This window comes from Pseudomonas sp. B21-023 (assembly GCF_024749165.1).
Taxonomy (GTDB): Bacteria; Pseudomonadota; Gammaproteobacteria; order Pseudomonadales; family Pseudomonadaceae; genus Aquipseudomonas.
In genome coordinates this window covers 1,106,655-1,120,596 of the sequence record NZ_CP087190.1, presented here as the reverse complement: position 1 = coordinate 1,120,596, position 13,942 = coordinate 1,106,655, and the positions used below count along the sequence as shown (strand labels likewise).

General features: G+C 63.5%; 12 protein-coding genes. 11 read left to right on the top strand and 1 reads right to left on the bottom strand.

The genetic code is table 11. The annotated features are described in order from the left end of the window. Positions 1-97 precede the first annotated feature (97 nt). From gap to LOY42_RS05120, 6 genes are all read left to right on the top strand, one after another. A complete protein-coding gene (gap, locus tag LOY42_RS05145; protein ID WP_038706743.1) occupies positions 98-1,099 on the top strand; it encodes a type I glyceraldehyde-3-phosphate dehydrogenase in 1,002 nt (333 codons plus the stop codon). A gap of 148 nt (positions 1,100-1,247) precedes the next feature. Beyond that, positions 1,248-1,760, top strand: coding sequence for an RNA polymerase sigma factor (locus LOY42_RS05140; protein ID WP_139669068.1), 513 nt, complete (start codon positions 1,248-1,250; stop codon positions 1,758-1,760). A gap of 93 nt (positions 1,761-1,853) precedes the next feature. Continuing rightward, positions 1,854-2,816 (top strand): FecR domain-containing protein, encoded by a 963-nt coding sequence (locus tag LOY42_RS05135; RefSeq protein ID WP_258599952.1) that lies wholly within the window; start codon positions 1,854-1,856, stop codon positions 2,814-2,816. Positions 2,817-2,940: 124 nt separating this feature from the next. Then, positions 2,941-5,529, top strand: coding sequence for a TonB-dependent receptor (locus tag LOY42_RS05130; protein ID WP_258599951.1), 2,589 nt, complete (start codon positions 2,941-2,943; stop codon positions 5,527-5,529). A gap of 182 nt (positions 5,530-5,711) precedes the next feature. Further along, on the top strand, positions 5,712-6,317 hold the full coding sequence (locus LOY42_RS05125; RefSeq protein WP_139669062.1) for a biliverdin-producing heme oxygenase: 606 nt from the start codon (positions 5,712-5,714) through the stop codon (positions 6,315-6,317). Between the two features lie 49 nt (positions 6,318-6,366). After that, positions 6,367-6,780, top strand: a complete 414-nt coding sequence (locus tag LOY42_RS05120) for a YbaN family protein (RefSeq protein WP_139669060.1) — start codon at positions 6,367-6,369, stop codon at positions 6,778-6,780. A 24-nt stretch (positions 6,781-6,804) separates the two neighbouring features. Here the strand turns inward: LOY42_RS05120 and arcD (LOY42_RS05115) are convergent, their stop codons facing one another. Further along, positions 6,805-8,232, bottom strand: coding sequence for an arginine-ornithine antiporter (gene arcD / locus LOY42_RS05115; RefSeq protein ID WP_139669058.1), 1,428 nt, complete (start codon positions 8,230-8,232; stop codon positions 6,805-6,807). Between the two features lie 425 nt (positions 8,233-8,657). Between arcD (LOY42_RS05115) and arcD (LOY42_RS05110) the strand changes: the two genes are divergently transcribed. The 5 genes from arcD (LOY42_RS05110) (at position 8,658) to LOY42_RS05090 (ending at position 13,890) form a co-directional block, all read left to right on the top strand. Further along, positions 8,658-10,085: an arginine-ornithine antiporter gene (arcD, locus tag LOY42_RS05110; RefSeq protein ID WP_102682957.1), complete on the top strand. Its 1,428-nt coding sequence runs from the start codon at positions 8,658-8,660 to the stop codon at positions 10,083-10,085. Between the two features lie 32 nt (positions 10,086-10,117). Continuing rightward, the gene (gene arcA / locus LOY42_RS05105; RefSeq protein ID WP_139669056.1) at positions 10,118-11,374 is read left to right on the top strand and encodes an arginine deiminase; all 1,257 of its coding nucleotides are present in this window, start codon (positions 10,118-10,120) and stop codon (positions 11,372-11,374) included. Between the two features lie 68 nt (positions 11,375-11,442). After that, positions 11,443-12,453: an ornithine carbamoyltransferase gene (locus LOY42_RS05100; protein WP_046854307.1), complete on the top strand. Its 1,011-nt coding sequence runs from the start codon at positions 11,443-11,445 to the stop codon at positions 12,451-12,453. A gap of 82 nt (positions 12,454-12,535) precedes the next feature. Continuing rightward, positions 12,536-13,465: a carbamate kinase gene (arcC, locus tag LOY42_RS05095; RefSeq protein ID WP_102682959.1), complete on the top strand. Its 930-nt coding sequence runs from the start codon at positions 12,536-12,538 to the stop codon at positions 13,463-13,465. 56 nt (positions 13,466-13,521) lie between these two features. Continuing rightward, a complete protein-coding gene (locus LOY42_RS05090; RefSeq protein WP_031315061.1) occupies positions 13,522-13,890 on the top strand; it encodes a DUF5064 family protein in 369 nt (122 codons plus the stop codon). The last annotated feature ends 52 nt before the right edge of the window (positions 13,891-13,942 follow it).

Here is a 13,942-nt window from a genome sequence, read left to right as displayed (position 1 = left end):
TCTCTCGGTGAATAATCTTGTAATTCCAACAACAAAACCGTTTCAGTGAAGCTGTCCTTTGTGCCACAGGCTTCACCCGACTGCCAGAGGTAATACCATGACCCTACGCATCGCCATCAACGGATTCGGCCGCATCGGACGCAACGTCCTGCGCGCACTGTACACGCAGGGCTACCGCCAGGACCTGCAGGTCGTCGCCATCAACGACCTGGGCGACAGCGCGATGAACGCCCACCTGCTCAAGTACGACAGCGTCCACGGCACCTTTGACGCCACTGTCGAGGCCGACCACGAAAGCCTCACCGTCAATGGCGACCGCATCGCCGTCAGCGCCATCCGCAACCCTGCCGAGCTGCCCTGGAAGACCTTGGCCATCGATGTGGTGTTCGAATGCACCGGGCTGTTCACCGAACGTGCCAAGGCCGCCGCGCACCTGAGCGCCGGGGCCGGCAAGGTGATTGTCAGCGCCCCGGCCAAGGGTGTCGACGCCACCGTGGTATACGGGGTCAACCACGATGTGCTGCGCGCCTCGCACCAGATCATCTCCAACGCCTCGTGCACCACCAACTGCCTGGCACCGATCGCCCAGGTGCTGCACCGCGAGTTCGGCATCGAGCAAGGCCTGATGACCACCATCCACGCCTACACCAACGACCAGGTGCTCACCGACGTCTACCATAGCGACCCGTACCGCGCCCGCTCGGCCACCCAGTCGATGATCCCGAGCAAGACTGGCGCCGCCGAGGCCGTCGGCCTGGTACTGCCGGAACTGGCTGGCAAGCTCACAGGCATGGCCGTACGAGTGCCGGTGATCAACGTGTCGCTGGTCGACCTCACCGTCAACCTGCAGCGCGAAACCAGCGCCGAGGAAGTCAACCAGCTATTCCTCGAGGCCAGCCGTCATTCCCGGGTGCTGGGCTATAACGCCCTGCCGTTGGTGTCGTGCGACTTCAACCACAACCCGCTGTCGTCGATCTTCGACGCCAACCACACCCGTGCCAATGGGCGGATGCTCAAGGTACTGGCCTGGTACGACAATGAGTGGGGTTTCTCCAACCGCATGCTGGATAACTGCCTGGCGTTGTTCAACGCACGCTGAGGCAGGGAACACGCCCAGGCGGCATTCGACTTGTGTGGGAGCGGGCCCCCTGCTCCCACAAGCTTTACTCTTTCATGACATTTCCATGCTTGACCTTGGCCAGTGATGATAAGCATTATCATTAACCCCAAAGCGCCCAGGTTCCCCCGTGAGTCAGTCCCGGTTCAACTCAGTGTTCCTCACTCAGCGTCTCACTCTACTGCGCACGCTGCAGCGCATGGTGGGCAACCCCAGCACCGCCGAGGACCTGCTGCAGGAAACCTACCTGCGGGTCACCCGCGCCCTGGGCGAGCGCCCGATCGAGCACCTGGAACCTTTCGTGTTCCAGACCGCCCGCAACCTTGCCCTGGACCACCTGCGCACGCGCCGGGTGCAGGCGCGCACGCTGGTGGACGACGTGCCCGAGCAAGTCCTGCATAACGTCGCGGCGCCTGCCGCGAGCAGCGAGGACGCCGCCCACGCCGAGCAACTGCTCAAGCACCTGAGCGTCAGCCTCGGCCAGTTGAGCGAACGCCAGCAACGCATCTTCATCCTCAGCCGCCTGCACGGCGCCAGCTACCTGGAAATCGCCGAGCAGTTGAGCATCTCGGCCAGCACCGTGCAGAAGGAGCTGAAACTGATCATGGCCATCTGCATGGGCGTGGCCGATCGTCACCAGTGACGCGACCGCTCGCCGCGGGTCAGCGCAAAGCCCTTGCCATGGGCAAGGTCTGCACTGATCATGCGCAAAAAATGCCCGATGCAAGGATCCCCCGTGACCGACCACACCACCCCTCGCCCGTCACCCGCCGAGCCTGATGCCCGCGCCCGTGCCCGCGAAGAGGCGCTGGACTGGTTGATCCGCCTGCAATGCGCCAGCGAAGACGACACCCGCGCGTTCGAGCACTGGCTGGGCGCCGAGCCGGAAAACGCCGAGGCCTATGTCGAGGCCGAAGCGCTGTGGAACGGCGCCTCGCTGCGCCAGGCCGCCGGCCAGTTGCAGCACAGGCGCAAGCGCTCGCTTGCCGGGCGCCTGCGCAGCCACTGGAAACCGTTGGCCACCGCCGCGGTGCTGCTGGTCGGGTTGTTCACTTTCGGCAACCTGCCGGTGCGCCTGCAGGCCGACCACCTGACCGTGGTCGGCGAGCGCCAGCGCCTGGAGCTGGACCACGGCGCCAAGGTGCTGCTCAACACCAATTCGGCCTTTGCCAGCGACGAACGCGATGGCCGCAAGGTTGCCCGCCTGTTGCAGGGCGAGGCGTATTTCCAGGTGTCCAACGCCAGCCAGCCGCCGCTTGAAGTCCAGGCCGGCCCACTGCGCGCCAGCGTGCGCGACACCGATTTCGCCGTGCGCTACCTCGATGGCGAAGCCCAGGTGCGGGTGCAGCGCGGCGACGTCGACCTGCAGGCCGCGAGCGACCAGCGCATCCGCCTGAGTGCCGGCGACAGCATCAGCGTCGGCCCCACGGGCTTCGGTCAGCGCCAGCGCCCCGACATGAGCAAGGACCTGGCCTGGATCGAAGGCCGCCTGGTGTTCGAGAACTGCCCACTGAGCCAGGTGCTCGCCGAGGTCCGCCGCTACTACCCGGGATGGATCATCAACCGCAACTCGCACCTGGAGCAGGTCGCGGTCACCGGCAACTACCGCCTCGACCAGCCGCTGGAAACGCTACGTGCCCTGGCCCATATCACCTCGGCGCAACTGCATGAGTACCCTGCCGTGGTAATCCTCAACTGACCTTGTATTTTTTTTACGCGATCCCCCTGCCTCGCCCGTCTCGTTATAGCTAATACGATTGATTCTCGTTCGAAAACGAGAACAAACACTGTCTATGACTTACGCGCGACAGGGAGCGCTTTCGATGCCCACAGGTCAAACCCGCCCGTCCTCTTCTTCCCGCCGCCGCGGGCAATTGTCCCTGTTGACCTTGGCCCTGCTCGCCAGCGGCGCCTGCAGCCTGCCCGCGCTGGCCGTGGAACCGGCCCAGGCGAGCAGCCCGCGCATGGGCGACTACCGCTTCGCCATCGCCCAGCAACCGCTGGTCGAGGCCATCAATGCCTTCAGCCAGGTCACCGGCTGGCAGGTCGGCTTCAGCGCCGAGCTGGCCGACGGCGTGGCCTCGCCGGGCGTACAGGGCTCGCTGGCCCCGGAAGCGGCGCTGCAGCGCCTGCTACGCGGCACCGGCCTGGGCTACCGCAAGATCGGCAACGGCAACGTGGTGCTCGAACGCCAGGCCGCTGGCAACGCCATCGCCCTGCAGCAGGTGACCGTCAGCGCCACCCGTAGCGCTCAGGACGTCAGCCAGGTGCCGAGCACCGTCAGCGTGCAGACCCGCGAGCAACTGGACCGGCAGAACGTCAACGACATCAAGCAGCTAGTACGTTACGAGCCGGGTGTTTCCGTCGGTGGCGTCGGCCAGCGCAGCGGCTTGAATGGCTACAACATTCGCGGCATCGACGGTGAACGCATCTTGACCCAGGTCGACGGCGTGTCGATCCCCGACAGTTTCTTCTATGGCCCCTACGCCCAGACCCAACGCAACTATGTCGACCCGGAAATCGTCAAGCGCGTCGAGATCCTCCGCGGCCCGGCCTCGGTGCTGTATGGCAGCAATGCCATCGGTGGCGCGGTGAGTTACTACACCCTCGATCCCGAGGACATCATCAAGCCGGGCAAGGATGTCGGCGCGCGTCTGAAGACCGGCTACAGCTCTGCTGACGAAAGCTGGCTGACCTCGGCCACCGTCGCCGGTCGCCAGGGCGACTTCGATGGCCTGCTGCACCTGAGCCAACGCAACGGTCATGAAACTGAATCGTATGGCGAACACGGCGGCACCGGCCTGAACCGCAGCAAGGCCAACCCGGAGGACGTACGCACCACCAACGTCCTGGCCAAGCTTGGCTGGAACTACGCCGACGATACCCGCTTCGGCTTCACCTACGAGCACTACAAGGACGACCGCGACCAGAACATCCTGAGCGCTGTCGGAGGCCCCTTCATTCCGGGCCGCGGCGCCTCGAACATGTATCGGATGCGCCAGGGCGACGACACCGTTACCCGCGAGCGCTTCGGCATCAACCATGAATTCGGCCTCGAAAGCCTGGTCGCCGACCACGTGAAATGGAGCCTGAACTACCAGATCGCCAAGACCGACCAACGCACCGATGAGCTTTATTTCGCCAGTGGCCGCCAGGTGTTCCGCGATCGCCAGACCACCTACAAGGACCGCCAGTGGGTATTCGACGCCCAGCTGGACAAGGCTTTCAGCCTCGGTGCCACCGACCACCTGCTGACCTACGGCACGACGCTCAAGCATGAAAAGATCACCGGTTCACGCAGCGGTACCGGCACCTGCCTCAACGTCGGCGGCAGCTGTACGGCGATCGGCCAGAACAGCCCCGGCGACGGCCAGGTAAGGGTCAGCGACTTCCCCGACCCGACGGTCAACACCTACAGCCTGTTCGCCCAGGACGAAATCCGCTGGAACAACTGGACCTTCCTGCCGGGCGCGCGGTACGACTACACCCGCATGGAACCGAAGATGACCAGCGAGTTCCTGCGCGGGGTCCAGGGCAACGGTGCGGCGCCGGGGGCCATCGACGACGCTGACAAGAAGTGGCACCGCGTATCGCCGAAGTTCGGCGTGACCTATGCCTTCGACGACCACTACACCTGGTACGGTCAGTACGCCGAGGGCTTCCGTACCCCGACCGCCAAGGCCATGTTCGGCCGCTTCGACAACCCGACCCTGGGCTACAGCGTCCAACCCAACCCGGACCTCGAGCCAGAGAAGAGCAAAAGCTACGAAACCGGCCTGCGCGGCAACTTCGAGGCCGGCAACTTCGATGTCGCGGTGTTCTACAACAAGTACCGCGACTTCATCAACGAAGACGCCGTGCAGTCGGCCAACCTGGGTTCGACCTTCCAGGCCAACAACATCAAGCACGCCACCATCAAGGGCGCGGAGTTCAAGGGCCGCCTGAACCTCGACCTCTTCGGCGCTGCCCAGGGCCTGTACACCCAAGGCTCGCTGGCCTATGCCCGCGGTCGCAACGACGACAACGGTCAGCCACTGAACAGCGTCAACCCGCTGACTGCGGTCCTCGGCCTGGGCTACGAGCAACAGAACTATGGGGGCCTGCTGAGCTGGACCCTGGTCAAGCGCAAGGACCGCGTCGACGACTCCACCTTCTTCGCCCCCGATGGCGCCAGCAAGCAGTTCCGCACCCCTGGTTACGGCGTGCTGGACCTGACCGGCTACTACAAGGTGACGGACGACATCACCGTCAACGCAGGCCTCTACAACCTGACTGACAAGAAGTACTGGCAGTGGGATGACGTACGTGGCTACGACGCGCTTGGCGAAGCGGGAGTGACCCAGCCGGCCAATCTCGACCGCCTGACCATGCCGGGCCGCAACTTCGCCATCAACCTGGTGTGGGACATCTGACGGGGCGAGATCGCCATCGCCGGGCAAGCCCATTCCCCCAGGTCGTCTGTGGGAACGGACTTGCCCGGCACTGTGTCGAGCCCTGTGCGAATGATTTCACTTCGCAGGTGAGGTTTTTTTACTGTCCCGCGTCTTCTCCTTCGTCTTGTCACTAGACAGCCCCATTTTCCAAGGATGCCCCCATGACCGCCCCTTCCACCGAACGCGTCAACCTGCGCTCCCAGCGCCTGAACCAGGTCACCCACGCCCCGCACACCGAGCTGGACGCCCTGGTCAAGTCGCACAAGCCGTTCGACAGCCGCGAGAGCTTCGCCCGCTTCGTGGTCGCCCAGTACCTGTTCCAGTCCGAGCTGCAGGCGCTGTACACCGACCCGCAACTGATCGCCATCGTGCCGGATCTGGCCGAGCGCTGCCGCGCCGAGCAGGCCCGCCTGGACCTGGCCGACCTCGACACCGAAGTGCCCGCGCCCTTCGCCGGCGCCCTGGGCAAGCCAAGCCTGGGCGAAGCCCTGGGCTGGATCTTCGTCTCCGAAGGCTCCAAACTGGGCGCCGCGTTCCTGATCAAGCGCGCCGTGGCCCTGGAACTGTCCGAAACCTTCGGCGCCCGTCACCTGGGCGAACCGGCGGGTGGTCGCGCCGAAGGCTGGAAACAGTTCACCCGCATTCTCGACAGCCTGGACCTGTCGCCCGAGGAAGACGCCGCCGCCGAACGTGGCGCGGTCGCCGCCTTCGAACGCTTCACCGAGCTGCTCAAGCATGCCTATGCCGCCGACGCGGCGCTGGCCTGACACGCTTTACCCGGCCGCCTGCGGGCGGCCGCACCGTTGCAGTGAGACCATGACCCGAATCGCCCGCTCCAAAGTATCCCGCCTGCTCTACGCGATCCTGGCCTACGTCAGCCTGGGGATTGGCCTGGTGGCCATCGTCATTCCCGGGCTGCCCACCACCGAGTTCGTCCTCCTCGCCGCCTGGGCCGCCACCCGCAGCTCGCCGCGCCTGTCCGCCTGGCTGGAGAACCACCGGCTGTTCGGCCCGATCCTTTTCAACTGGCGCAACGGCAAGGTGATCCAGCGCCGCGCCAAGGTCAGCGCCACCCTCAGCATGCTGCTGTGCGCGAGCCTCATGCTGATCGTCCTGGAGCACCACTGGCCCGTGTTCCTCGCCATCGGCGGCATGGCGCTGGGCAACCTGTGGATCTGGTCGCGCCCGGAACGGCCTATTCCTCAAGGCAGCGTCGAACTGCAAAATTGATTCAATCGCGCCCGACATGAGCCGTCAGAGGCTAAGCAACCCCGAATACAGCGCATACGCCGCCAGCCCGGCGCCCACCAGCACCGCCGCGAAAATCAGCTTCTCCCATGTGGTGAACAGCACCTGCCCCTGCTCACGCTTGGCCCGGGCGAACAGGACCACCCCAGGCGCGTAGAGCAACGCCGACAGCAGGATGTACTTGAGCCCACCGGCATACAGCAACCACACCGCATACAACAGCGCGATCACTGCGACCAGCATGTCCTTGCGCCGCAGCCCCGCCTGCCCCTGGTAGCTCTCGCCACGCACGGTCAGCAACACCGCATAGGCTGCCGACCAGAAGTAAGGCACCAGGATCATCGACGACGCCAGGTAGATCAGGCTGGTATAGGTCCCGGCCGAGAACAGGGTGATCAGCAGGAAGCCCTGGATCATCACATTGGTCAGCCACAGTGCGTTGGCCGGCACATGGTTGGCGTTTTCCCGCGCCAGGAACCGCGGCATGGTCTTGTCGCGGGCGGTGGCGAAGAGGATCTCGGCACACAGCAGCGCCCACGACAGCAACGCCCCGATCAGCGACACCGCCAGGCCGATGCTGATCAGCAAGGCGCCCCAGGGCCCGACGATATGCTCCAGCACCGAGGCCAAAGAGGGGTTCTGCAAGCCGGCCAGCTCCGGCTGGGTCATCACCCCCAACGACAACACGTTGACCAGCACCAGCAGCGCCAGCACACCGAGAAAACCGATCACCGTGGCCTTGCCCACGTCCGAACGGTGCAGCGCTCGCCCCGAATAGACACTCGCCCCCTCGATGCCGATGAACACGAACACTGTGACCAGCATCATGTTGCGTACCTGCTCCAGCACGCTGCCAAACTGCGGGTTGCTCAGCCCCCAGATGTCGCGGGTGAAGATATCGGCGCGAAAGGCGAACGCGGCGATGACGATGAACATCAGCAACGGCACCACCTTGGCCACGGTGGTCACCTGGTTGATGAACGCCGCCTCCTTGATGCCGCGCAGCACCAGGAAGTGCACCGCCCACAGCAGCAACGAGGCGCAGCCGATGGCCACAGGCGTGTTGCCCTGGCCGAACACCGGGAAGTAGAAGCCAAGGGTACTGAACAGCAGCACGAAGTAGCCGACATTGCCCAACCAGGCACTGATCCAGTAGCCCCAGGCCGAGGAAAAGCCCATGTAGTCGCCGAAACCAGCCTTGGCGTAGGCATACACCCCCGAGTCCAGCTCCGGCTTGCGGTTGGCCAGGGTCTGGAACACGAAGGCCAGCGCCAGCATGCCCACTGCGGTGATGCCCCAGCCGATCAGCACCGCCCCGACATCGGCGCGCGCCGCCATGTTCTGCGGCAACGAAAAGATCCCCCCGCCGATCATCGAACCGACCACCAGTGCGATCAGCGCGCCAAGGCGCAGCTTCTGTCCCGGTTCGCTCATGGGGCTCCTCGTGCGCGCGTGCGCGTAAACGTATTTGGCAACATGAATGTTACAAGTTTCTTATTGAATCGAGCCATTAAAGCTATAGCACTCATAACCGGACTGTCTATAGCCCGCGACCGATAAAAGTGGCAGTTACGAACTATCTCAACCCTCACCTAAATGCGTCGCTATTTACTGTGAAAAATTTGCGAAACCCCCAAAAGAGACTAACTTCATGGTTCGCAGGCAGAACGGGGCGTTTGCTCCAGAAGGACATGGAGGTGCCAGCGCACAAGGCCTGCAACGAAGCTGTCGGCATCCTCCAGGAGACGCATGAGGGAATTTTCTTACCTTCATGCTGGCATGAACTGATCTAAGTCAGCGAATGATCCAGGCGTCAGATTTATTCTGAGGTCAACTTTCTCCTGGTACGGAGTCGATAAATGTCTGATTCTCCCGGAAAACTAAAACTGGGTGCGCTTGTTGCACTAGTAGTGGGTTCGATGATCGGTGGCGGGATCTTCTCGTTACCGCAAAACATGGCCGCCAGCGCCGGTGTCGGCGCCGTGCTGATCGGCTGGGCCATCACCGCGGTGGGCATGCTCACCCTCGCCTTCGTGTTCCAGACCCTGGCCAACCGCAAACCCGACCTCGACGGCGGTGTGTACGCCTACGCCAAGGCCGGTTTCGGTGACTACATGGGCTTTTCCTCGGCCTGGGGCTACTGGATCAGCGCCTGGCTGGGCAACGTCGGCTACTTCGTGCTGCTGTTCAGCACCCTGGGCTATTTCTTCCCAATCTTCGGCGAGGGCAACACCCCGGCGGCAGTGATCGGCGCCTCGGTCCTGCTGTGGGCCGTGCACTTCCTGGTGCTGCGCGGCATCAAGGAAGCCGCGTTCATCAACCTGGTCACCACCGTGGCCAAGGTCGTGCCGCTGGCCCTGTTCGCCCTGATCTGCCTTTTCGCCTTCAAGCTCGATGTGTTCACCGCGGATATCTGGGCCGTCGGCACGCCGGAGCTGGGCAGCGTGATGAACCAGGTGCGCAACATGATGCTGGTCACCGTGTGGGTGTTCATCGGCATCGAGGGCGCGAGCATCTTCTCGTCCCGTGCGGAAAAACGCTCCGACGTCGGCAAGGCCACGGTCATCGGCTTCGTCACCGTGCTGCTGTTCCTGGTGCTGGTCAACGTGCTGTCGCTGGGCGTGATGACCCAACCCGAGCTGGCCAAACTGCAGAACCCGTCGATGGCCGCCGTGCTTGAACATGTGGTGGGCCACTGGGGCGCGGTGCTGATCAGCGTCGGCCTGATCATCTCGCTGCTCGGTGCCCTGCTGTCGTGGGTGCTGCTGTGCGCCGAGATCATGTTCGCCGCCGCCAAGGACCACACCATGCCGGAGTTCCTGCGCCGCGAGAACGCCAACCATGTACCGGCCAACGCCCTGTGGCTGACCAACGCCATGGTGCAGATCTTCCTGGTCATCACCCTGTTCTCCAACAGCACCTACCTGTCGCTGATCTACCTCGCCACCTCGATGATCCTGGTGCCTTACCTGTGGTCGGCGGCCTATGCCTTCCTGCTCGCCTGGCGCAACGAAACCTACGAACAGGCCCTGGCCGAACGCAAGAAAGACCTGATCATCGGCGGCATCGCCCTGCTCTACGCGATCTGGCTGCTGTACGCCGGTGGCGTCAAGTACCTGCTGCTCTCGGCGCTGCTCTATGCCCCTGGCGCGATCCTGTTCGCCAAGGCCAAACGCGAGGTCGGCCAGCCAATCTTCACCAGCGTGGAAAAACTGATCTTCGCCGCCGTGGTCGCGGGCGCCCTGGTGGCTGCCTACGGCTTGTATGACGGTTTCCTGACGCTCTGAACCCATGTCTTCGCATTACAGGAGGATTCACCATGTCCACTGAGAAACAGAAATACGGCGTACATTCCGAAGCCGGCAAGCTGCGCAAAGTGATGGTCTGCAGCCCGGGCCTGGCGCACCAACGGCTGACCCCAAGCAATTGCGACGAGCTGCTGTTCGACGACGTCATCTGGGTCAACCAGGCCAAGCGCGACCATTTCGACTTCGTCACCAAGATGCGTGAACGCGGCATCGAGGTCCTGGAAATGCACAACCTGCTGACCGAGACCGTGCAGAACCCCGAAGCGCTGAAATGGATCCTCGACCGCAAGATCACCGACGACACTGTTGGCATCGGCCTGAAGAACGAAGTGCGCAGCTGGCTCGAAGGGCTTGAGCCACGCAAGCTGGCCGAGTATCTGATCGGCGGCGTGGCAGGCGAAGACCTGCCCGACAGCGAAGGCGCGAGCGTGATCAAGATGTACCGCGACTACCTCGGCCACTCCAGTTTCCTGCTCGATCCGCTGCCCAATACCCAGTTCACGCGTGACACCACTTGCTGGATCTATGGTGGCGTCACCCTCAACCCGATGTACTGGCCGGCGCGACGCCAGGAAACGCTGCTGACCAGCGCCATCTACAAGTTCCACCCAGAGTTCACCCATGCCGACTTCGAAGTCTGGTACGGCGACCCGGACAAGGACCATGGCAAGGCCACCCTTGAAGGTGGCGATGTGATGCCGATCGGCAACGGTGTCGTGCTGATCGGCATGGGTGAGCGCAGCTCGCGCCAGGCAATCGGCCAACTGGCGCAATCGCTGTTCGCCAAGGGCGCGGTGGAGAAGGTGGTGGTCGCCGGGCTGCCGAAATCCCGCGCCGCCATGCACCTGGACACCGTGTTCAGCTTCTGCGACCGCGACCTGGTCACCGTCTTCCCCGAAGTGGTCAAGGAAATCGTGCCGTTCGTGATTCGTCCGGATAGCAGCAAGCCTTACGGCATGGACGTGCGCCGCGAGAACAAATCGTTCATCGAAGTGGTGGCCGAATCGCTCAACCTCAAGAAACTGCGCGTGGTCGAGACCGGCGGCAACAGCTTCGCCGCCGAGCGCGAACAATGGGATGACGGCAACAACGTGGTGGCCGTGGAGCCCGGCGTGGTCATCGGCTATGACCGCAACACCTACACCAACACCCTGCTGCGCAAGGCCGGGGTCGAAGTCATAACCATCAGCGCCGGCGAACTGGGCCGGGGCCGCGGCGGCGGTCACTGCATGACCTGCCCGATCGTGCGCGACCCTATCGACTACTAAACGTCCATCACCCCGGCCGTGCTCACCCAGCGGCGGCCGGGGGATTACCGAACTCAAGGAGAATCATCATGGCGTTCAACATCCACAACCGTAACCTGCTCAGCCTCGAACACCACACCACCCGCGAGCTGCGTTACCTGCTGGACCTGTCCCGCGACCTCAAGCGCGCCAAGTACACCGGCACCGAGCAGCAGCACCTGAAGGGCAACAACATCGCCCTGATCTTCGAGAAGACCTCGACCCGCACCCGTTGCGCCTTCGAAGTCGCCGCCTACGACCAGGGCGCCAACGTTACCTACATCGACCCCAACTCCTCGCAGATCGGCCACAAGGAGAGCATGAAGGACACCGCCCGCGTGCTCGGGCGCATGTACGACGCCATCGAGTATCGCGGCTTCAAGCAGGAGATCGTCGAGGAACTGGCCAAGTTCGCCGGCGTGCCGGTATTCAACGGCCTGACCGACGAGTATCACCCGACCCAGATGATCGCCGACGTGCTGACCATGCGCGAAAACAGCGACAAGCCACTGCACGACATCAGCTACGCCTACCTGGGCGATGCCCGCAACAACATGGGCAACTCGCTGCTGCTGATCGGCGCCAAGCTCGGCATGGACGTGCGCATCGCCGCGCCCAAGGCGCTGTGGCCGCATGACGACCTGGTCGAGCGTTGCAAAAAGTACGCAGAAGAAAGCGGCGCGCGCATCACCCTGACTGAAGACCCGAAAGCCGCGGTCAAGGGTGTCGACTTTGTCCACACCGACGTGTGGGTATCGATGGGTGAGCCGGTCGAGGCCTGGGGCGAGCGTATCCAGCAACTGCTGCCCTACCAGGTGAACAAGGAGCTGATGAAGTCCACCGGCAACCCGCGCACCAAGTTCATGCACTGCCTGCCGGCGTTCCACAACTCCGACACCAAGGTCGGCAAGCAGATCGCCGAACAGTACCCGCACCTGGCCAACGGCATCGAAGTGACCGATGACGTGTTCGAGTCGCCGGCGTGCATCGCCTTCGAGCAGGCGGAAAACCGCATGCATACGATCAAGGCGATCCTGGTGTCGACCCTGGCTGATCTGTAACCCCCGACCAAGGGCTTTTGTGGGAGCGGCGGTGCGCCGCTCCCACGGGTCCGCCCCATAGTCTTTCTGAAGGACATTCCCCATGCGTATCGTTGTTGCATTGGGCGGCAACGCCCTGCTGCGCCGCGGCGAACCGATGACCGCCGACAACCAGCGCGCCAATATCCGCACCGCCACCGAACAGATCGCCAAGATCCATCCCGGCAACGAACTGGTCATTGCCCACGGCAACGGGCCGCAGGTCGGCCTGCTGTCGTTGCAAGGGCTGTCGTACAAGCCAGACGAAGCCTACCCGCTGGACGTCCTCGGTGCCGAGACCGAAGGCATGATCGGCTACATGATCGAACAGGAACTGGGCAACCTGCTGGACTTCGAGGTGCCGTTCGCCACGCTGCTCACCCAGGTTGAAGTGGACGCCAACGACCCGGCATTCAAGGACCCGACCAAGTTCATCGGCCCCGTGTACGCCAAGGACGAGGCCGAGCGCCTGGCCAAGGACAAAGGCTGGGTGGTCAAGCCCGACGGCGACAAGTACCGCCGGGTGGTGGCCAGTCCGAAACCCAAGCGCATCTTCGAGATCCGCCCGATCAAGTGGCTGCTGGAAAAAAGCAGCATCGTGATTTGCGCCGGCGGCGGCGGCATCCCCACCATGTACGACGAAAACCGCAAGCTCAAGGGCATCGAGGCGGTGATAGACAAGGACCTGTGCTCGGCGCTGCTGGCCGAACAGCTGGAAGCCGACCTGCTGATCATCGCCACCGACGTCGATGCGGCGTACATCGATTTCGGCAAGCCGACCCAGAAGGCCATCGCCCAGGCGCACCCCGACGAGCTCGAGAAGCTGGGCTTTGCCGCCGGCTCCATGGGGCCGAAGGTGCAGGCCGCCTGCGATTTCGCCCGGCATACCGGCAAGGTCGCGGTCATCAGCTCGCTGGAGAACATCGAGGACATCGTCAAAGGCACCGCCGGTACCCGCGTTTCCACCGCCAAGCCGGGAATCAGCTACCGTTGAACGCAGTTGGCCGGTGCCTGGCACCGGCCGTTTTCAACCTTCCGGAGGACCTCGCCATGGCCCAGTATCAACCCGGTCACGTGCATATCGAGCGCACCGCGCTGAACACCAACGACCACAGCTACGACCTGTGCATCGACTACGAGGCCGTGTCGGATCCCAGCGAAGGCCGCGGCATCCAGTTCCGCATGCATGGCCACATCGAGGGCAAGGCCGTCGATGAGAAGTTCTTCCTGGCCAAGGACCAGGTGCTGCCGAGCTTTCTGATGCAGTTGAGCCGCAAGGCCCAGTCGTACCTGCCAGCGCCGAAGAAGTTCGAGAGTCTCGGTTCGCCGCACAAGCTCTACGACTACATGTTCGAAGACATTCGCCAGAAGCTCGATGTGAAATCAGGCGATTCGATCAAGCCTGAGCATCTGGGCTGAGTCCAATCGCGGGGCTTCGTGGCAGCGGGCTTGCCCCGCGATTGGGTTTAGC